This is a genomic window from Variovorax sp. LjRoot175 (genome assembly GCF_964253805.1).
Lineage (GTDB): Bacteria > Pseudomonadota > Gammaproteobacteria > Burkholderiales > Burkholderiaceae_C > Variovorax.
In genome coordinates this window covers 2,280,727-2,299,167 of record NZ_CAXURY020000001.1, presented here as the reverse complement: position 1 = coordinate 2,299,167, position 18,441 = coordinate 2,280,727, and the positions used below count along the sequence as shown (strand labels likewise).

17 protein-coding genes are annotated in these 18,441 nt (G+C 68.6%); 8 read left to right on the top strand and 9 right to left on the bottom strand.

Annotation, left to right across the window (positions count from 1 at the left end; genetic code table 11):
* Positions 1-42 precede the first annotated feature (42 nt).
* From ACSQ89_RS11540 to ACSQ89_RS11530, 3 genes are all read left to right on the top strand, one after another.
* Positions 43-1,179 carry an NAD(P)/FAD-dependent oxidoreductase gene (locus ACSQ89_RS11540; RefSeq protein WP_436292455.1) on the top strand — a complete coding sequence of 379 codons (1,137 nt, stop codon included), beginning with the start codon at positions 43-45 and terminating at the stop codon, positions 1,177-1,179.
* Positions 1,180-1,291: 112 nt separating this feature from the next.
* A complete protein-coding gene (locus tag ACSQ89_RS11535; RefSeq protein ID WP_436292454.1) occupies positions 1,292-2,275 on the top strand; it encodes a Bug family tripartite tricarboxylate transporter substrate binding protein in 984 nt (327 codons plus the stop codon).
* A 28-nt stretch (positions 2,276-2,303) separates the two neighbouring features.
* Positions 2,304-3,833: an amidase gene (locus ACSQ89_RS11530; RefSeq protein ID WP_436292453.1), complete on the top strand. Its 1,530-nt coding sequence runs from the start codon at positions 2,304-2,306 to the stop codon at positions 3,831-3,833.
* A gap of 21 nt (positions 3,834-3,854) precedes the next feature.
* On the opposite strand, the gene fusA is transcribed toward ACSQ89_RS11530, so the two are convergent.
* Positions 3,855-5,915 carry an elongation factor G gene (gene fusA / locus ACSQ89_RS11525; RefSeq protein ID WP_436292452.1) on the bottom strand — a complete coding sequence of 687 codons (2,061 nt, stop codon included), beginning with the start codon at positions 5,913-5,915 and terminating at the stop codon, positions 3,855-3,857.
* A 108-nt stretch (positions 5,916-6,023) separates the two neighbouring features.
* Positions 6,024-6,857, bottom strand: coding sequence for a hypothetical protein (locus tag ACSQ89_RS11520; RefSeq protein WP_436292451.1), 834 nt, complete (start codon positions 6,855-6,857; stop codon positions 6,024-6,026).
* 108 nt (positions 6,858-6,965) lie between these two features.
* Here ACSQ89_RS11520 and ACSQ89_RS11515 point away from each other — a divergent pair, with 108 nt between their 5' ends.
* On the top strand, positions 6,966-7,451 hold the full coding sequence (locus ACSQ89_RS11515; RefSeq protein WP_436292450.1) for a SixA phosphatase family protein: 486 nt from the start codon (positions 6,966-6,968) through the stop codon (positions 7,449-7,451).
* Between the two features lie 9 nt (positions 7,452-7,460).
* Here ACSQ89_RS11515 and ACSQ89_RS11510 read toward each other — a convergent pair whose 3' ends face one another.
* Genes ACSQ89_RS11510 through imuA form a run of 4 tightly spaced genes read right to left on the bottom strand, consistent with a single transcriptional unit; the run spans position 7,461 to position 13,483 of the window.
* Positions 7,461-8,036 (bottom strand): NnrU family protein, encoded by a 576-nt coding sequence (locus ACSQ89_RS11510; RefSeq protein ID WP_436292449.1) that lies wholly within the window; start codon positions 8,034-8,036, stop codon positions 7,461-7,463.
* Between the two features lie 51 nt (positions 8,037-8,087).
* Positions 8,088-11,408, bottom strand: coding sequence for an error-prone DNA polymerase (locus ACSQ89_RS11505; protein WP_436292448.1), 3,321 nt, complete (start codon positions 11,406-11,408; stop codon positions 8,088-8,090).
* A complete protein-coding gene (locus ACSQ89_RS11500) occupies positions 11,401-12,714 on the bottom strand; it encodes a Y-family DNA polymerase (protein WP_436292447.1) in 1,314 nt (437 codons plus the stop codon). The genes ACSQ89_RS11505 and ACSQ89_RS11500 overlap by 8 nt, the downstream gene beginning before the upstream one ends.
* Positions 12,683-13,483, bottom strand: a complete 801-nt coding sequence (imuA, locus tag ACSQ89_RS11495) for a translesion DNA synthesis-associated protein ImuA (protein ID WP_436292446.1) — start codon at positions 13,481-13,483, stop codon at positions 12,683-12,685. The genes ACSQ89_RS11500 and imuA overlap by 32 nt, the downstream gene beginning before the upstream one ends.
* 122 nt (positions 13,484-13,605) lie before the next feature.
* On the opposite strand from imuA, the gene ACSQ89_RS11490 reads away from it, so the two are divergent.
* The 3 genes from ACSQ89_RS11490 to ACSQ89_RS11480 are packed head-to-tail and all read left to right on the top strand — an operon-like array spanning position 13,606 to position 15,092.
* Complete coding sequence (locus ACSQ89_RS11490) at positions 13,606-13,932, top strand: type II toxin-antitoxin system RelE/ParE family toxin (protein WP_436292445.1); 327 nt, start codon at positions 13,606-13,608, stop codon at positions 13,930-13,932.
* Positions 13,929-14,267, top strand: coding sequence for a helix-turn-helix domain-containing protein (locus ACSQ89_RS11485; RefSeq protein WP_436292444.1), 339 nt, complete (start codon positions 13,929-13,931; stop codon positions 14,265-14,267). The genes ACSQ89_RS11490 and ACSQ89_RS11485 overlap by 4 nt, the downstream gene beginning before the upstream one ends.
* Before the next feature lie 3 nt (positions 14,268-14,270).
* The gene (locus ACSQ89_RS11480) at positions 14,271-15,092 is read left to right on the top strand and encodes an aldo/keto reductase (RefSeq protein WP_436292443.1); all 822 of its coding nucleotides are present in this window, start codon (positions 14,271-14,273) and stop codon (positions 15,090-15,092) included.
* 4 nt (positions 15,093-15,096) lie between these two features.
* Here ACSQ89_RS11480 and ACSQ89_RS11475 read toward each other — a convergent pair whose 3' ends face one another.
* The 3 genes from ACSQ89_RS11475 to ACSQ89_RS11465 all read right to left on the bottom strand — a co-directional run bounded on the left by ACSQ89_RS11475 (position 15,097) and on the right by ACSQ89_RS11465 (position 17,380).
* Complete coding sequence (locus ACSQ89_RS11475; protein WP_436292442.1) at positions 15,097-15,366, bottom strand: tripartite tricarboxylate transporter substrate-binding protein; 270 nt, start codon at positions 15,364-15,366, stop codon at positions 15,097-15,099.
* 297 nt (positions 15,367-15,663) lie between these two features.
* Positions 15,664-16,533, bottom strand: coding sequence for an alpha/beta fold hydrolase (locus ACSQ89_RS11470; protein ID WP_244503962.1), 870 nt, complete (start codon positions 16,531-16,533; stop codon positions 15,664-15,666).
* Between the two features lie 22 nt (positions 16,534-16,555).
* Positions 16,556-17,380, bottom strand: coding sequence for a DODA-type extradiol aromatic ring-opening family dioxygenase (locus ACSQ89_RS11465; protein ID WP_093109302.1), 825 nt, complete (start codon positions 17,378-17,380; stop codon positions 16,556-16,558).
* 79 nt (positions 17,381-17,459) lie between these two features.
* Here ACSQ89_RS11465 and ACSQ89_RS11460 point away from each other — a divergent pair, with 79 nt between their 5' ends.
* Complete coding sequence (locus tag ACSQ89_RS11460) at positions 17,460-18,347, top strand: LysR family transcriptional regulator (RefSeq protein WP_436292441.1); 888 nt, start codon at positions 17,460-17,462, stop codon at positions 18,345-18,347.
* Positions 18,348-18,441 lie beyond the last annotated feature (94 nt).

The following is an 18,441-nucleotide window of genomic DNA, read 5'->3' as shown; positions in this document are numbered from 1 at the left end:
TGCCCCGGAACGATAATTCTCGTAAATGAGAATTCAGATTCCATGAGCACGCCGCCTTCCTTCGACTTCGCAGTGATCGGCGCCGGCATCGCCGGCGCATCGCTCGCATTCCATTTGGCCGGGCGCTCCAGCGTGATCGTGCTGGAGCGCGAGTCCCAGCCCGGCTATCACTCGACCGGCCGCTCCGCCGCGATGTTCATGGAAAGCTACGGCACGCCGGCCATCCGGGCGCTGACGCGCGCGAGCCGCGCGTTCTACGAGCAACCGCCCGAAGGCTTCGCCGCGCATCCGCTGCTCACGCCGCGCGGCGCGCTCTACATCGCCAGCGAGGCCCAGTTGCAGGAGCTGCAGGCGACTTTCGAGGCGCTGTCGCGCAACGCTGCGAACGTCCGCCTCGTCACCGGCGAGGAGGCCGTTTCCATGGTGCCGGTGCTGCGCGCCGATCGCGTGCATGCGGCCATCTTCGAGCAGGATGCACAGGACATCGACGTCCATGCACTCCATCAGGGCTACCTCAAGGGCATGCGGGCCCGCGGCGGCACGCTGCGCTGCAACGCGGAGCTCGCGGCGGCGGTGCGTACCGAGGGCTTCTGGCAGCTGAGCCTGGCCGACGGCCAGCAGGTGCAAGCGCGTACCCTGGTCAACGCCGCAGGTGCGTGGGCCGACCAGATCGCGGAGCTGTGCAAGGCCGCGCGCGTCGGGCTCGAACCGCGGCGGCGCAGCGCCTTCACCTTCGCGGCACCCGAGGGCCTCGACTGCACGGCATGGCCGGCGGTCGTCGGCATCGACGAAAGCTTCTACTTCAAGCCGGATGCCGGCCAGCTGCTGGGTTCCCCGGCCAATGCCGACCCGGTCGTGCCGCACGACGTGGTGCCCGAGGAACTGGACGTGGCCCTGGGCATCCACCACATCGAGAACGCCACCACCTTGTCGATCCGTCGCCCGAGCCATGCGTGGGCCGGACTGCGTTCCTTCGTGCCGGACGGCGACTTCGTGCTCGGCTGGGAAGAGAGCTGCGAAGGATTCTTCTGGCTTGCCGGCCAGGGCGGCTATGGCATCCAGACGGCGGCGGGCGCGTCGGAGCTTGCAGCAGCCTTGCTGCACCACGAGGCGCCGCCGGCGCACCTGCTCGCCCACGGCGTGGATCCCCTTGCATTCCGGCCGGGGCGACTGCGTTGACTCCGACGCCGCAGAGGTTTCTACTGGCACGATTCATGCAGGTTTTCGGCTTTGCTCGGATATGAGAATTCTCGTTAAAGAGAATTTTCGAATCATCACCGAAAGGACTTCCATGCAACTTCGCATCAGCGCCCTTCTTCATGCTGCAGCATGGGCCTGCGCATCCCTCGCGACCACGCTGTCCGCCTATGCCGCCGGCTATCCGGAAAAACCGGTGCAGATCATCGTGCCGTTCCCGCCGGGCGGCGCCGGCGACGTGATGGGGCGCCTGCTGTCGCGGCAGCTCGAAGCCCGGCTCGGGCAGCCGGTGATCGTCGACAACAAGCCCGGCGCGGGCACCGCCATCGGCGCGCAGTTCGTGGCGAATGCCAAACCCGACGGCTACACGCTGCTCTTGAGCTCCAATTCCACCTACACCCTCAACCCGGCCATCCAGCCCAAGCTGTCCTACGACCCGATCAAGGCCTTCGAGCCGCTGGGCATGGTGGCCAACCTGGCGCTAGTCCTGGTGGCCCATCCGACGGTGCAGGCGAGCAGCGTGCAACAGCTCGTTGCAGCCGCCAAGGCCGAGCCCGACAAGTACATGTACGGCTCCTTCGGCAACGGCACCGTGTCCCACTTCGCCGGAGAGATGTTCAAGTCGGCGGCCGGCGTCAAGCTCACGCACGTGCCCTACCGCGGCAGTGCGCCGGCGATGACCGACCTGGTCGGCGGACAGATCCCGCTGGCCTTCGACAGCGTGGTGGCCGCGGTGCCGCACATCAAGACCGGCAAGATCAAGCCCCTGGCGGTCACCACCGCTGCACGCTCGACACTGCTGCCCGATGTGCCGACCGTGGCCGAGAGCGGCTACCCCGGCTACCAGATGAGCTCCTGGATCGTGCTGGTCGCGCCGCGCGGCTTGCCGCCGGAGGTCAAGCAGAAGCTCGAGCAGGCCCTGGCCGCCTCCATGGAGGACGCCGAGATGCGCGAAAAGCTCAAGGGCGTGGGCTTCGAGCCCGCCTATGCGCCCATCAAGGACTGGAGCGGCATGGTCGGCAAGGACATCGCCCGGCTGCGCAAGATCGCGGAACAATCGCAGATCAAACCCGACTGACCTTTTTCCCTTTGGGCCTCGCACATCCATGTCATCCGGCAACACCCTTCCAGACCAGTCCGCCGTCGAACTGCGCCGCATGATCGGCAGCCGCGAGGTCTCGCCCGTCGAGGTGCTGGAGTCCAGCATCGCGCGCATCGAGGCGCTGAACCCGGCGGTCAACGCGCTCACCGCCACCTGCATCGAACGGGCGCGCGAAGAAGCCCGGCGCGCCGAGGCACAGGTGCTGCGCGGCGAAGCGCTCGGCAGCCTGCACGGCCTGCCCATCGGCATCAAGGACCTGGAAGACACCGTCGGCCTGCTGACCACCTACGGCTCGCCGCGCTTCCGCGGCCAGGTGCCCGCGCGCGACCACGCGCTCGTCGCGCGCTTGCGCGCCGCGGGTGCCATCGTGGTCGGCAAGACCAACGTGCCGGAAATGGGCGCCGGCGCCAACACGCGCAACCCGGTCTGGGGCGCCACCGGCAATCCCTTCGATCCGATGCGCAATGCGGGCGGTTCGTCGGGCGGCTCGGCCGCTGCGCTCGCCACCGGCATGCTGCCGCTGGCAACCGGCTCTGACACCGGCGGGTCGCTGCGCATTCCCGCGGCACTGTGCGGGGTGGTCGGCTTCCGTCCCTCGCCGGGGCTGGTGCCGGTGGAACGCAGGCAGCTCGGCTGGACGCCGATCTCGGTGATCGGGCCGATGGGGCGTACCGTGGCCGACACCTGTCTGCAGTTCGGCGCCCAGGTCGGACAGCATGCCTGCGACCCGCTCACCTATGCAGTGGACGGCCGCACGTTCACGCAGCTTGCGCCCGCGGACCTGGCTTCGCTGCGCGTCGGCTACACCGAAGACTTCGGCGTCTGCCCGGTGGACGACGGCATCCGCACGCTGTTCCGCCAGCGCATCGCAACGATCCGCCACCTGTTCCGAAGCGTCGACGCGGTGCGGCCCGACATGGGCGAAGCCGACCGCTGTTTCGACGTGGTCCGTGCAGCAAGTTTCGTCGCGGCATTCCGCGAGGCCTACGAAACCGACCCGGGCTCGCTCGGGCCCAACGTGCGCGCCAACTACGAGATGGGCGCGAACATGACGATGGCAGACGCCACCTGGGCGCACCTGGAGCAGACGCGCATCTTCCGTTCGTTCCAGGCACTCTACGAAGACTTCGACCTCATCCTGTCGCCGACCACGCCGGTGTCGCCCTTCGCCTGGACGCTGCCCTACCTCGATCAGATCAACGGCCAGCCGCTGCGCAACTACTACCACTGGCTGGGCCTGACCTACGTCGTAACGCTGGCCACCAACCCCGCGCTCGCGCTGCCCTGCGGTGTGGACGCGGGCGGCATGCCCTTCGGCCTTCAACTCATCGGCCGCTTCCGCGGCGATGCCGAACTGCTGTCGGTGGCGCATGCGATGGAAGCCGCTTTCGCGCGCATGCCCGAGACGCAGCGGCCGCAACCGGATCTCGCTCGCCTCGCGAAGCCCGTGCCCGAGTTGAAATCGATCGTGACGCATCCGCCGGTTCTCGATGCAGCCACGCCCGCCGCGACCGGAGGCCATGCGGCGGTATGAGCCACCGCAGGCGACCCCGCCTCACTCCTCGTCGCGCACCCGGTGCTGTCCCATCAGCGTCTGCTGCAGCGCCGGCGGCACCGCCTCGTAGTGCGAGAGCTCGATGGTGTAGCGCCCCTGCCCGCCGGTCAGCGCATTGAGCCGCGACTGGTAGCCCGACAGCTCCGACAGCGGCACCTGCCCCCGGATCAGCACCGTGCCCGCCGAGCCGTTGGAGGTGCCCGTGACCAGGCCGCGCCGCCCCGACAGGTCGCCCGTGACGTCGCCGATCGCCGTGTCCGGCGCGGCGATGTCGATCTGCACCACCGGCTCCAGCACGATCGCGCGCGCCGCCTGGATGGCCGCGATGAAGGCCTTGCGGCCGGCGGTGGCGAAGGCGATGTCCTTGCTGTCGACGCTGTGGTGCTTGCCGTCGTAGACCACCACGCGCACGTCGACCACCGGGTAGCCGGCGATCGCGCCGCGTTCGAGCACCTCGCGCACGCCCTTCTCGACCGCGGGGATGAACTGGCTCGGAATGGTTCCGCCCCGCACCTCGTCGGCGAACTCGAAGCCGGAACCGCGCGGCAGCGGCTCGATGCGCAGGAACACCTCGCCGAACTGGCCGGCGCCGCCGGTCTGCTTCTTGTGGCGGTGGTGGCCCTCGGCCGGCACCGTCACGGTCTCGCGGTAGGCGATGCGCGGCGGCCGCGTGTTGACCTCGAAGCGGTAGACCTCGCGCAGCCGCTCGAGCAGCACGCGCAGGTGCAGCTCGCCCAGGCCGTAGACGATGGTCTCGTTGGTGACCACCACATGCTCCAGCCGCAGGCAGGGATCCTCGTCGACCAGCTTGCCGAGGATCTCCCACATGCGCTGCTCGTCGCCATGCCGCTTGGGCTCGATCGCCAGCCCGTGCACCGGGATCGGGAATTCCAGCGGCGCGAGGTGAACCCGGTCGTCCTCGGCCGCGTCGTGCAGCACGGCGTCGAAATGGATCTCGTCGACCTTGGCCACGGCCGCGATGTCGCCCGGCAGCACGCGCGACACCTCCACATGGTCCTTGCCCTGCAGCAAGAACAGGTGGCCCACCTTGAAGGGCTTGCGCCCGTCGCCGATGTAGAGCTGGCTGTCGCGCGTGAGCGTGCCCTGGTGCACGCGGAAAATGCCCATCTTGCCGACATAGGGGTCGACCGTGACCTTGAACACGTGCGCCAGCACGTGCAGCGAAGGGTCGGGCCTGGCCTCCATGGGCTTGGCCTCGGCACCCTCGCCGACGATGAAGTTCGGCGGGTTGGCCTCAGTCGGGTCGGGCAGGAGCTTGACGATCACGTCCAGCAGCTCGGCCACGCCGGCGCCGCTGCGCGACGAGACGAAGCACACCGGGATCAGGTGGCCTTCGCGCAGCGCCTGCTCGAGCGGCGCGTGCAGCTCGGCCGGATCCACGTCGCCCTCTTCGAGATAGCGGTCGACGAAGGCCGCGTCGACCTCGACCACCTGCTCCACCAGCGCGCGGTGCGCCGCTTCGACGGGGCCGAAGTCGGACTGCCCGAAGCGGTTGAAGAAGCAGTCCACCACCTGCTTGCCGACCCCGTCGGGCAGGTTCAGCGGCAGGCATTCGCGGCCGAAGGTGGCCTGGATGTCGGCCAGCAGGCCCGCCAGCGAGATGCCCTGCGAGTCGATCTTGTTGACGATGATCATGCGGGCGAGGTGGCGCGAGGCTGCGTACTCCATCATGCGCACGGCCATCGGCTCGATGCCGGTGGCGGCATTGATGACCACCGCCGCCGTTTCGACCGCCTCCAGCGCCGGCAGGCTCTGGCCGAGGAAGTCGGGCCCGCCGGGCGTGTCGATGAAGTGGATGCGCGTGCCGGCATGCGTCAGGTGCATCACCGATGCGTTGAGCGAATGCTGCATGCGCCGCTCGATCGGATCGTGGTCGCTGACGGTGCTGCCCCGCTCGACGCTGCCCGGCGCGCCGATGGCGCCCGCCTTGTAAAGCAGGGCCTCGGCCAGGGTGGTCTTGCCCGAGGCCGAGGCCCCGACGAGCGCCAGTGTGCGCACCGTCTCCATTTCGGCCGCGAGGCCGTTCGATCGGCTTGGCATGGGTGGTCTCCTCCCGCCCGGTAGGCGCGCCGGACGGCTGGTTGGGATCGCGTGTTGCCTCTGCCGACCCAGCGTACGGGATTGACCGGCCCGGCGCAAGCGGGGCAGCTACGAAGTGACGATCGCTTCGCCTCCAGGGTTTCGCAGGGTCTGCCTTCCCAGGGCGTGCAGCACGGGCAGGGCCGCGAGCGCCGCCGTCAGATGCTTGAGGGTGTGGCCCGATAGCAGCTGCTGCGTCGCCTCGTAGATCGCGTGGTCCGACAACTCGAACAGCTTGGCCAGGCCGTAGAAGAAGATCACCCAGCCCAGCTTGACCCCGATGGCGCCGCTCACCGGCTTGGCGAGCGCCAGCGTCAGGACCAGCGCCATGCCGCCGTACTGGACCAGTGCCCACGGCAGCACGTTCCCGGTTTCGTGATGGACGCCCACTGCCAGCAGCCCCCCGGCCAGCGCGAACCAAGCCGCCGGCCAGCCGGCGCGCGCACTCACCCTGTCGCAGACCGCAACACCCAGGATGCCGGCGAACGCGACCGCCATGCCGGCACGGTCTGCGGCCAGCCGCAGACCGTCGGGCTGCACGTGATAGAAGGCCGAGCCCGCGGCGGTGAGGACCAGTCCCGCGAAGAACATCCAGGCGCAATCGAGCGCGTTGTCGGGGAGCTGGTTCGGGGGCTGCGGGCCCGGCACGGCGTCCTGAGCGTCTTTGTGAGCCCGGTCCAGCCGGCGCAGCCGGAGCAGGCCCCAGATGCCGATCGCCGCAAAGGGCAGATTGCTCAGCACGTCCATCGCGTTCGGGAGCCCGTGCCAGGCACGGTTGTCGGCAAAGGCCGCAGCGGCCATTTCGGGCGTCGGCAGCGCGGGCCCAATGATGGCGGTCACCCACAGCAAGGCGAACAGGATCAGCAATCCGCGTTCGCGATGTGAGAGCGACGGCACAACCATGGCGGAACTCCAGGTAGCTCGAGGAGGCGGAATCCAATTTTCCACCACCTCAGGCAACAGCCGACAATATTCCTCACCATGCCGAGTGCATCGGCGAAAAGGCTGACCATGAAAACCTTGTTTCTGGTGCGGCATGCCAAGTCGAGTCGCGACGATCCGTCCTTGCCCGATCGGGAGCGGCCATTGAACGATCGCGGCCGCGATGATGCGCCCAGGATGGGCAAGCGCCTGACCCAGCGCGGGGTGAAACCCGATCTGCTCGTGTCGAGCCCGGCGCTGCGGGCGCTGACGACGGCGCAACTCATCGCCGACGAGATCGGCTACCCACGCAAGAACATCGTCGTCGATGAGCGGCTCTACGCCAGCAGCCCGGACGACCTGCTGGCCGTCATTTGCGCGCTCGACGACAAGCTGGACCGCGTGATGCTCTTCGGCCACAACCCCGAGTTCACCGAGCTCGCGCACCGGCTGTCGAGCGAGATCATCGACATGCCCACCTGCGCCGTCGCCGAGTTCCGCTTCGATGCCAAGGCATGGGCGGATGTCGCGGAGGCCGGCCCGGCGAAGGCGAAGCTGGACGCGCCGAAGAAGTAGTTCTGCCGACTAAGCGAGCAGCGACACCCCAGTCAGCCAACGGTGTGCCCCAAACAGGAAGCCGGCATACACCACCAAGCCACCCGCGAGCGCCATGATGTCGTTCAGAGCACCCGGCGGAGCGCCAGGCACGCTGTGTGGCACAGCGCGGCGTTGGACGGAGATCCAGTCGGCCACTGCCCAGACGAGGAAAGCCCCGAACAGCAACACGTCGGCCAGCGTGCCATTGCCCAGCAGGTGCGCCGTTGCCCAGAGCGCCACGGCAAGCAGCATGGGGTGCTTGACCGTTCGCTGGATGCGCCCGGGCAGGTAGGCCGCGAACAGCAGTGGAAACACCGGCAGCATCAACAGCAGCGCGACATGCCGCAGCGCGGGCGGCGGCGTGTAAAGCACCACCGGCGTCTGGCGAGCCAGGCCATAACCATAGATAAGCAACACCAGGCCGGCGAGCGAGGCCAGGGCGTACATGCCTTTCCAAACCCGCTCGCCGCGCCGTTCGATCTGTGCACCGCGCCAGGCGGGCGCGACGATCGACACCGAATGAATGCCAAGGAACAGGATGAGGCCAACGACAAGAAGAGACATGAGAACTACCTCCGGGCGGCGCTGCTGGCCGCAGTGGCCGTTGAACGATTGTCAGTGGAAATCGCGGCTCTTGTTGCTCTTGGCCAGCCGGCCGAGCAGCGGCGTGAGGTCCTTGAAGCCGGTGGCCACCAGGTGGCGCACCTCGCCGCCGCTGTCCACGTCGCGCTGCCAGGTGCCCTGCACCGCGAGCAGGTGCGACTTGAGCAGCGGCTCGCGCCAGGCCTCGACCACGTGGCTCCAGACGATCACGTTGACGTTGCCGGTCTCGTCTTCGAGCGTGACGAAGATGGTGTCCTTGGCGGTCTGCGGGCGCTGGCGTCCCATCACGATGCCGCAGGCGCGCACGGTCTGGCCGCTCGGCACCTCGCGCAGCTGTTCGGCGCTCGATAGCCTCATGCGCGCGAGCCGCGGGCGCAGCAGCGCCAGGGGATGGCGGCGCAGCGTGAAGCCCAGCGAGGCGTAGTCGCCCACGATCTCCTCGCCCTCGGGCGCGAGGGGCAGTTGCAGGGCCGCTTCGTGGATGGGCACGCCCTTGAGCAGCGCCGGCGCACGGCGCTGCGCGGTGGCATCCCACACCTGCTGGCGGCGGTGGCCCGAGAGCGTGATCAATGCATCGGCCGCTGCGAGCGCCGCCATGTCCTTGGCGTCGAGTTCGGCGCGCAGGGCCAGGTCTTCGGTGCTGGTGAAGGCGGCCTGGGCGCGGGCTTCGAGAATGCGCTTCGCGCCGGCCTCGCTGAGGCTGGCGATGCGGCGCAGGCCGAGGCGCACGGCAGGTTGGCTCAGGTTGCCGAGGCGGGTGGCGAAGCGCGGGTTGACGGCAGGTGGCACCTCTGCCGGCGACTCCAGGGTGCAATCCCATTCGCTCGCCGTCACATCCACCGGCCGCACCTCGACGCCATGACGCCGCGCATCCTGCACCAGCTGCGAGGGCGAGTAGAAACCCATGGGCTGCGAGTCGAGCAGCGCGGCCAGGAAGCAGGCGGGCTCGTGCAGCTTGAGCCAGCTGCTCACGATCACCAGCAGCGCGAAGCTCGCGGCATGACTTTCGGGGAAGCCGTAGTCGCCGAAACCCAGCACCTGCTGGTAGATGGCTTCGGCAAAGGCGCGGTCGTACTCTCTGTCGACCATGCCCTCCACCAGCTTGTCGTGGAACTTGTCGATGCCGCCCTTGCGCTTCCAGGCCGCCATCGCGCGACGCAGGCGATCGGCCTCGTCGGGCGTGAAGCCGGCGGCGATGATCGCGATCTGCATCACCTGCTCCTGGAAGATCGGCACGCCCAGCGTGCGCTCGAGCGCAGGGCGCAAAGCTTCCTTCGCGTATTCGATGGGAATGCCTTTGCGCACCTTCTCGCGGTTCTTCAGGTACGGGTGCACCATGCCGCCCTGAATCGGCCCCGGCCGCACGATCGCAACTTCGATCACCAGGTCTTCATAAGTTCTCGGCTTGAGGCGCGGCAGCATCGACATCTGCGCCCGGCTCTCGATCTGGAACACGCCGATGGTGTCGGCATCGCAGATCATGTCGAACACGGCCTCGTCGTCGTTCGGTATCTGGTGCATTTGCAGCGCCGTCTTGCGCCAGCCGTTGACCATGGCCAGCGCGCGCCGGATCGCGCTCAGCATGCCGAGCGCCAGCACGTCGACCTTGAGCATGCCCATGGCCTCGAGATCGTCCTTTTCCCACTGGATGACGGAGCGGTCCTTCATCGACGCGTTCTCGACCGGCACCAGGCGCGTGAGCTTGGTCTGCGTGAGCACGAAGCCGCCCACGTGCTGGCTCAGGTGGCGCGGAAAGCCCTTGAGCTGCTGCGTGAGCTCGATCCACTGGTACAGCTTCCGCATGTCTTCCCGCAGGTTCACGCGCTGCATCGCTTCTTCGAGGCGCTGGTCGAGCACGACGTGGTCGAACCAGTAGTGGTCCTTGGCGAACTCGTCGACGAGACGCGCATCGATGCCCAGCGCCTTGCCCACGTCGCGCAACGCGCTGCGCGAGCGGTAGCAGATCACGACCGCGGCGATGGCGGCGCGGTCGCGGCCGTATTTCTGGTAGATGTACTGGATCACCTCCTCGCGCCGCTGGTGCTCGAAGTCGACGTCGATGTCGGGCGGCTCGCGGCGCTCGCGGCTCAAAAAGCGCTCGAACAGCAGGTGGCCGGTATCGGGGTCGATGGCGGTGATGCCGAGGCAGTAGCAGACGGCCGAGTTGGCGGATGAGCCGCGGCCCTGGCACAGGATGTCTTTGGAGCGTGCGAAATGCACGATGTCTTCGACGGTGAGGAAGAACATCTCGTAGTGAAGTTCGACGATCAGGTCGAGCTCGTGCTGGACCTGCGCTCGCACCTTCTGCGGAATGCCCGCGGGATATTTCACTCGCGCGCCCTCCCAGGTCTTGCGCACCAGCGTCTCGGCCGGCGTCTCGCCGCTCGCTACGCTCTCGAGCGGGTACTTGTAGTGCTCGCGGATCACGTCGAGATCGAAGCGGCAGCGCCGCGCGACTTCGAGCGTGTTGGCGAGCAGCTCGGCCGGATAGAGCTCGGCCAGGCGCAGGCGCGAACGCAGATGCCGCTCGGCATTGGACTGCAGCGCAAAGCCGCACTCGGCCACCGGCCTGCCTTCGCGCACGGCGGTGATCACGTCCTGCAGCGGCTTGCGCGAACGCACGTGCATGTGCACGTCGCCGGCCGCCACCAGCGGCACGCCGGTTTGCGCACTCGCCTGCTGCAAGGCGGCGAGCCAGAGGTCGTCGTCGAGCTCGTTCTGCAACTCGACCGCAATCCAGAGATGCCCCTCGAAAAGACGCGCGGCCTCAGCCACATCGGCGCAGAGCGCTGCAACATCGGGCATGGCGCCCGGCGTGCGCAGCGGCACGAAAAGAATTTCGCAATCGCGCAGCGAGGCCACGTCGCTTTGCGCCCAGCTCACGCGGTAGCTGCCCTTGGGCGCCGTGGTGCGCGCCGCGGTGATGAACTCGCAGAGATTGCCCCAGCCTTCGAGGTCGTGCGCGATCGTCACCAGCTTGAAGCGCTCGAACGCGAACTCGCTGCCGAACAGCAGCCGGAACGGATGTCGTTCCGTGGGGGCCAGCGTTTCGAGGTATTCCCTGAGCCCCTCGTGCGCGCGCACCACGCCGGCCACCGAGCATTCGTCGGTGATCGCGAGCGCCTCGTAGCCGAGGTCGTAGGCACGCTGCACCAGCTCTTCGGGGTGCGATGCGCCACGCTGGAAGCTGAAGTTCGTGATGCAGTGCAGTTCGGCATAAGAAGGCAGGCTCGGCGCCTGCAGCGGCTCGGGCTGCGACCGCCACGGCAGCGCATGCACCGTGGCCGAGGCCCGTGCGCGCTTCTGGATCTGCTTGTCGCTGAGTTCAGGCATACATGCCCTGCAGGTACCAGCGCGGCGCCTCGGAAGTGAAGCAGGACGAAGGCCGCTCGCGATAGATCCACACCAGGCCGGCCTTCGGGCTTTCCGCGATGTAGTAATCGCGCACCACGGGCTGGCCCTCGCCCCACCAGCCGGCCTCCACCCGCTGCGGCCCGACCAGCTTGCGCAGGCGGCCCTGGTAGCACGGGCGCTCGCCCTCCATGTCCAGCCGCAGGGGCTCGCGCAACAGCCACGATGGATAGAGCGCATCCGGCTGCGAGACAGGCGACGCATCGGCGCGCGCCTTGTGCAATGCGGGCTTCCACACCTGCTTGCGTTCCGGCCGATGGTCGGCCTGTGCGACCGCGCGCAGCACCTGCTGCGCGCCCAGCCGCGCGCTGAGCCGCTCGACCAGCTCGTGCAGCTTGTCGCCCTTGCGGTTGTCTTCCGGCAGAAAGCTCGTGCTGGCGCCGGCCCAGGGCGTGGTCTCGATCGAGCGCAGGCGCAGCCAGCTGGCGGGCGCGGCCAGCGTCGTGAGCGCGAGCCGCTCGGCCAGAAGACGCCGCAGGTGCGCCATGTCCTGCGTGGGCTCGGCCGTGCGCACCGTGACCTGCTGGTGCGGCGGCAGGTCGACGCCGTTGAAGCGCCGGAGGTCGAGCGTCCATTGCAGTTCGAGCGCCACCGCGCCGCGCTGGCGCGCGGCGAGCCAGATCTGCAGCGCGCTGAGCAGGCGGTTGGCCGACCACATGAGTTCGGGCGCGCTTTCGGCCAGCGCGGGCAGCTCCAGCTTCTGCTCGAACGCGTCGGGCAGCGTGAGCCAGGCATGGCTTTCGGGGCGCAGGCCCCAGGCGGCATCGAGCGCTTCGCGCAGTTCCTTGCCGAAGCGGCGCGTGAGCCCGCCGCGCGGCAGCGCCGCCACGTCGCCCCAGGTGCGGCAACCCAGGTGCGCCAGCACGTCGAGGTGATCGCGCGCCGCGCTCAGCGTGTCGAGCGGCAGGTCGGAAGACGAGTCGCCCGGCGGCTCTTCGCCGCGCGCGAACATGCGCAGCCGTGCGAGCGCGATCAGGCTGGTCGCGCCCTGTGCCCGCTGCACGGGCACCGGCGCGGGATTGGTTCGCGCCAGCTCGCGCATCAGCGCCAGGCGCCCGCCCCAGAGCCGCTCGCAGGCCGAGACTTCGAGCAGCAGCGCCTCGTCGTCGACCCAGGCGACGCGCGGCGTGAACTGCAAGGCCCACCAGCCGAGCGCCTCGAGGGGCGGCAACGGCAGCGCGGTATCGGAGAGGAGCTCAGGCGGCCAGCGCAATGCGATCCAGTGCATGGCCTTTCTCCTGGTGGAGGCCGAGGCGGACCACGGTCGCGCCCTCCGCCATCGGCTGCAACCCGCCCTCCTGCTGCCGCCGCAACTTGCGCCTGAGCTGGCTGGCCGCGAGCAGCGCCGTCATGCGTTCGCTGCGCGCCGGCAACCGGATGGGCGAAGCCAGCGGCGGGCCGCGGCGCTTGAGGATGTGGACGTCGATTTGCGCGCTGTCGTCCTCGCAGCTCGCCAACCGCAGGCGCAGCCGCGCCGGCGAGGTCGAATGGGCCGCTGTCTCGGGCCGGAACACGAACAGCAGGCTGTCGTGCTGCGCCGCCGCGAGCTGCAGCCGCCGCAGCTCGCCCACGCGCGCCTGCGGCAGCCAGGCCAGCACGGCGGCCATGTCGGCGCAGCGCAAGGCTTGTTCGCAGGCCCACAGCCTGGCCGCCGATGCCTCGCAACGAACCCACAGCAGCGCCTCCACCGGCAAGCCGCGCGCCGCCAGCGCGGGGCCAAAGGGCTCCTGCGGTGCGCCGATCAAGACCACGGGGCCGGTGCCGCCCTGCACCGCCTGCGCCAGCGCAGGCAGCAGCAGTTGCCAGGCATGCGCCTCGGGCGCGGACTGCAGCAGCTCGGTCATCGCCCCCACCGGCCAGCCGCCGCCGGGCAGCTGCGCATCGAGCGCCGCATGGCCGGTGCCGATGACCTGCCCGTCGGCCAGGCCCAGCTCGTCCCCGCGCCAGACCTTGTGGCGCGCAGAAGAGGAAAAGGAGTCGAAGGAAGGGAGGCCCATGATGGATCGAATAACTGTATTTTTATACAGTATTCTTGGGCCGTCTCAGGATTTTTTAATCCCCTGCCCTCCGCGCGCCTTCAAGACACGCTTGATCGATCTATATCCATTTGAATATACTCATGAAGCCGATCCGCTTTCTGGGCGACGCTCTCAAATGCTTGAAGGAATTTCCGCCGGATGCCCAACAAGATGCCGGTTATCAACTCGACAAGGTGCAGCGTGGCCAGCAGCCTGATGACCTCAAGCCCATGCCCGCGATCGGCAAGGGCGTCGAAGAACTCAGAGTTTGGGACAGCGCCGGCACCTATCGCGTCATCTACACCGCACGGATGGCTGACGCCGTGATCGTTCTGCACGCCTTCCAAGAGAAAACACAGGCCACGTCGCGACAGCACATCGAAACCGCACGACGCCGCTTTCAACAATGCATCAAGGAGCAAGCATGAACCGCCAGGCCGTTCCCAAGGCGAATACCGCAGCGCGCAGCGCGGAGGTTTATCCAATGAGCACCACCACTTACGCCAGCGTCTGGGATGCGATCGCCGACACGCCCGAGCAGGCAGCCAATCTCCGCACGCGCGCAGAGCTGATGCAAAAAATCGCGGCCATCGTGCAAGCAAATGGCTGGACTCAAACACAAGCCGCCACGCACTGCGGCATCACGCAGCCGCGCATGAACGACTTGCTGCGAGGCCGCGTATCCCGTTTTTCGCTCGACGCGCTGGTCAACATCGCGACCGCCATCGGGCGCCGCGTGCACGTCGAGCTGACGCTCGCCTGAGGCATGACCACCCGCCCCATCCCCTCCACCCAGGAAGCCCTCCCCGTCATCGGCTGCGGCACCTGGATGGGCTTCGATGTCGCCGCCGGCAGCGCCGAGCACCAGCGCCTGCCCGGCGTGCTCGATGCGCTGTTCGCCGCCGGCGGCAAGCTGATCGACAGCTCGCCTATGTACGGCCGCGCCGAGGCCGTGACGGGCGAGCTGCTGGCCGCGGCCGGGCATCGCGACAACGCCTTCCTCGCCACCAAGGTCTGGACCAGCGGCCGCGAGGCCGGCATCGCGCAGATGGCGCAGTCCTTCCAGCGCCTGCGCACCGAACACATCGACCTGATGCAGGTGCATAACCTGGTCGACTGGCGCACCCACCTCGAAACGCTGCGCGGCTGGCAGGAGCAGGGCCGCGTGCGCTATCTCGGCATCACACACTACACCTCGTCGGCTTACGCCGAGGTCGAGGCCGTGCTGCGCGAGCAGAAGCTCGACTTCCTGCAGATCAACTACTCGCTCGATGCGCGCGAGGCCGAACAACGCCTGCTGCCGCTCGCGGCCGAGCGCGGCGTCGCGGTCATCGCCAACATGCCTTTCGGCGGCGGCAGCCTCATGCGCCGGCTGCGCGGCAAGCCCCTGCCCGCCTGGGCCGCCGAGATCGGCTGCGCGAGCTGGGCGCAGCTGTTGTTGAAGTTCGTGCTGAGCCACCCGGCCGTGACCTGCACCATCCCCGGCACCAGCCGGCCCGAGCACATGGCGGACAACGCGGCGGCCGGTGCGGGCGGCTTTCCCGATGCCGCCTTCTGGCAGCGCCACGCGCACAGCATCGACCGCTGAGCTGCTACTCGAACTTCAGCTTGTGCTGCCTCACCGTCGCGCCGAAGGCGTCGTACTGCGTGCGAAAGAAAGCGGCGAACTTCTCCGGGCTCATGCCGTAGCCCTCGAAGCCCTGCTGCACGAGCTGCTCGCGCACTTCGGGCCGCGCCAGCGTGTTCTGCAGCTCGGTCGAAAGCCTGTCGGTGATCGCTGCAGGCAGCCCCGGCGGCCCGAAGAAGCCGGCCCACGGCGAGATAGTGAGCTTGCCCAGGCCCAGCTCGCTCGCCGTCGGCACCTCGGGCAGCAAAGCACTGCGCTGCGGCTGCAGCGTGACGAGGGCGCGGATGCGCCCTTCCCACGAAGCCAGGTGCCAGGGTGCCGGTGGTGAACATCATGTGGATCTGCCCGCCCAGGAGATCGGTCATGGCCTGCATGTCGCCCTTGTAGCGCGCGTTGACCACCTTCCGCTGCTCGCCGAGCAACTGCAGCATGGCGAGTTCGGATGCGCTGTTGCTCGAGGCCGAGTTGTAGCCGCCGGGCCTGGCCGCGACCGCTGCCATCATTCGCAGGCTGGGGCTGACGAAGCAGTAACTCAGGCAAAGAAGCGCAGCAGCAGCGCATTCACCTCGGCCGCGCGCTCGTACTGCACCCAGTGGCCCGCGCCGTCGACCACCGCGCCCTCGCGCTGAGGATGGCCGGCCGTGAGCTGCGCAACCAGCGGCCGCGAATCGGCCGTCACGTCGTGTTCGCCCCAGACCAGCAATTGCGGCCCGCCGAGCGCGTCGAGCGCGGCCTGCAGCCCGCCCGTCATCGAGACTTCCTTGCTGCGAAAGCGCGTGCCGTGGCAGGACACGTCATGGATGGCGAAGGCCAGCGCATCGATGGCCGAGGGCTCGTGCAGCATCAGCGCGCCGAGGTTGTGCAACAGCGCAGCGCGCTCTTCCTCGCGGTCCTCGGCGGCGCGCCAGTTGATCATGTCGACCGTCATGCGACGCATCGTTCCGTGCCCGCCGCTGCCCATCAGGGCCAGGCGCCGGATGCCGCCGCGCCGGAGTGCGAACTTCGCCGCAACCAGGCCGCCGAAGGAGAAGCCACCGAGGTCGATCTCGGTCTGCGCGCCGATCAGGCTGTCGAGCGTGGCGACCATTGCATCGAGCGAGGGGCCCAAGGCCTCCTGGCCCGGCGCGGGCCGCGGCGGCGTGTCAGAGTCGTTGAAGCCCGGCATGTCGGGCAGCCACAGCGTGTGCGCGGCCGACAGCGCCTCGATATTGCGCAGCCAGTGCATCCAGCTGCCATGGCCGCCATGCAGCAGCACCAGCGGCGGGCCGTCGCCGAAGCGGCGCCAGCGCACGCGCAGGCCGTCGTGCAAGGCATCGTGATGAATGGACAGCGCGTCGGTGCGGGCAATCAGCCGATGCGCCTGGGCATCGGCCACGGGGTCGAAAGTGTGGAGATCTGGCACCGGCACATTGTGCCGGCGTCGATCAAGCCGCGTCGCCGGCCGCCGCACCGAAGCGGTAGCTCGACACCGCGATGCCGCCCATGAAGGCGTCCTCGTGGTAGATGCGCTTGCCGGTGTCCTGCTCGGCGGCGCCGACCGCGACCATCAGCGGGATCAGGTGCTCTTCGCGCGGATGCGCAATGCGAGCCGCGGGCGCCTGCGACCAGTCGAGCAGGCGCTCGGCCCGCTGCGCCGGCGCCGCATCCACGGTCGCGGCCAGCCAGTCGTCGAAGGCCTTCGACGGCTCATGCGCCTGCGGACCGAAGTTGCGCAGGTTGTGATAGCTCAGGCCGCTGCCGACGATCAGCACGTTCTCGTTGCGCAGCGGCGCGAGCGCCCGGCCCAGCGCCAGGTGCTCGGCCGGATCGAGGCCGCGCTTGAGCGACAGCTGCACCACCGGCACGTCTGCCTTCGGATAGATCGCGGCCATCGGCGAGAACATGCCGTGGTCGAAGCCGCGTTCCGGATCCAGGCTCGCGGGCAGCCCGGCGGCCTCGATCAGCCCCTGCACGCGCCGCGCGAGCTCGGGCGAACCGGGCGCGTCGTAATGCACGTGGTAGGTGTGCTCGGGGAAGCCGCCGTAGTCGTAGATCATGGGCGGCTTGGGGTTGCCCATCACGGTGAACGCCGGCGCTTCCCAGTGCGCCGAGATCATCAGGATGGCGTCGGGCCGGCGGCCGATCTGGCGCGGCATGTCGGCCAGCGCGGCTTCGAGCTGGGCATAGGCATCGCCCATTTCCTTCTTCATCCACGGCCAGGGGCCGCCGCCGTGGGAGATGAAATAGGTGGGAAGGGTTTGGGTGGTCATGACTGCCAGTCTAGAGATTTCCCTTCGAGAAATCGATAGGCTAGGATTCATCGAATCGTTTCTCTGCAGGAAATCAACCATGGACCGGCTGACCAGCCTGCGCGTGTTTCGCGACGTCGTCGAATCGGGCAGCTTCGTCGCCGCGGCCGAGCGCCTGGGCGTCTCGGCGCCGATGGCCAGCAAGCACGTGGCGCAGCTCGAGAAGTCGCTCGGCGCGCGCCTGCTGCATCGCTCGAGCCGGCATCTGAGCCTGACCGAAGCGGGCCAGGCCTGGTACGAGCAGAGCCGGCGCGCGCTCGACCTGCTCGATGCGGCCGAGGCCGCGATCGGCCAGAAGAACGAGGCGCCGCGCGGCCAGCTCAAGGTCAGCGCGCCCGTGTGGTGCGCCACGCCGCGCATTGCCCGCGTGCTGGCCGATTACCGCGAGCGCTTTCCGGAAGTGCTGGTCGACATGCACTTGGAGAACCGCAAGGTCGATCTCGCGGCCGACGGCTACGACCTCGCCCTGCGCGCGACGCAGGAGCCCTCGCCGGCGCTCATCGCGCGACCGCTGTGCCGCCTGCAGTTCCACCTGGTCGCCGCGGCCGACTACCTCGCGCGCGCCGGCGTACCTGCCGTGCCGGCCGACCTGGCGAAGCTCGGCGCCATCGTGCCGAGCTACGTCAATATCGAAGGGCTCGCGCTCAAGGGGCCGGGCGGGCGGCAGGTGCCGCTTAGGCTGCAACCGGTGATGAAGTCCGACGACACCACGCTCACACTGCATGCGGTGCGCGCGGGGATGGGCATGTCCTTTCTGCCCGAGTGGCTCATCGATGACGACCTGGCTGCCGGACGGCTGGTGCGCCTGGTGCCCGACTACACCGCGCCGGCGGTGACGCTGTTCGCCGTCTACACCAGCCGCCAGTACATGGCGCCCAAGATGCGCAGCTTCATCGACTTTCTGGGAGAGCGCTTGTCGGGGCGATAGGCGTTCGCTCTGGCCTGGCGCGAGCAGCTCAGGGAAGCCCGAAGGGCCGGTGACGTCGGCCGGCGCAGGGCACACCGCCCGCCTCCGCACCCAT

Coding starts and splice junctions, on each gene's coding strand:
- ACSQ89_RS11540 (WP_436292455.1), top strand. CDS start 43: ATGAGCACGCCGCCTTCCTTCGACTTCGCAGTGATCGGCGCCGGCATC.
- ACSQ89_RS11535 (WP_436292454.1), top strand. CDS start 1,292: ATGCAACTTCGCATCAGCGCCCTTCTTCATGCTGCAGCATGGGCCTGC.
- ACSQ89_RS11530 (WP_436292453.1), top strand. CDS start 2,304: ATGTCATCCGGCAACACCCTTCCAGACCAGTCCGCCGTCGAACTGCGC.
- fusA (WP_436292452.1), bottom strand. CDS start 5,915: ATGCCAAGCCGATCGAACGGCCTCGCGGCCGAAATGGAGACGGTGCGC.
- ACSQ89_RS11520 (WP_436292451.1), bottom strand. CDS start 6,857: ATGGTTGTGCCGTCGCTCTCACATCGCGAACGCGGATTGCTGATCCTG.
- ACSQ89_RS11515 (WP_436292450.1), top strand. CDS start 6,966: ATGAAAACCTTGTTTCTGGTGCGGCATGCCAAGTCGAGTCGCGACGAT.
- ACSQ89_RS11510 (WP_436292449.1), bottom strand. CDS start 8,036: ATGTCTCTTCTTGTCGTTGGCCTCATCCTGTTCCTTGGCATTCATTCG.
- ACSQ89_RS11505 (WP_436292448.1), bottom strand. CDS start 11,408: ATGCCTGAACTCAGCGACAAGCAGATCCAGAAGCGCGCACGGGCCTCG.
- ACSQ89_RS11500 (WP_436292447.1), bottom strand. CDS start 12,714: ATGCACTGGATCGCATTGCGCTGGCCGCCTGAGCTCCTCTCCGATACC.
- imuA (WP_436292446.1), bottom strand. CDS start 13,483: ATGGGCCTCCCTTCCTTCGACTCCTTTTCCTCTTCTGCGCGCCACAAG.
- ACSQ89_RS11490 (WP_436292445.1), top strand. CDS start 13,606: ATGAAGCCGATCCGCTTTCTGGGCGACGCTCTCAAATGCTTGAAGGAA.
- ACSQ89_RS11485 (WP_436292444.1), top strand. CDS start 13,929: ATGAACCGCCAGGCCGTTCCCAAGGCGAATACCGCAGCGCGCAGCGCG.
- ACSQ89_RS11480 (WP_436292443.1), top strand. CDS start 14,271: ATGACCACCCGCCCCATCCCCTCCACCCAGGAAGCCCTCCCCGTCATC.
- ACSQ89_RS11465 (WP_093109302.1), bottom strand. CDS start 17,380: ATGACCACCCAAACCCTTCCCACCTATTTCATCTCCCACGGCGGCGGC.
- ACSQ89_RS11460 (WP_436292441.1), top strand. CDS start 17,460: ATGGACCGGCTGACCAGCCTGCGCGTGTTTCGCGACGTCGTCGAATCG.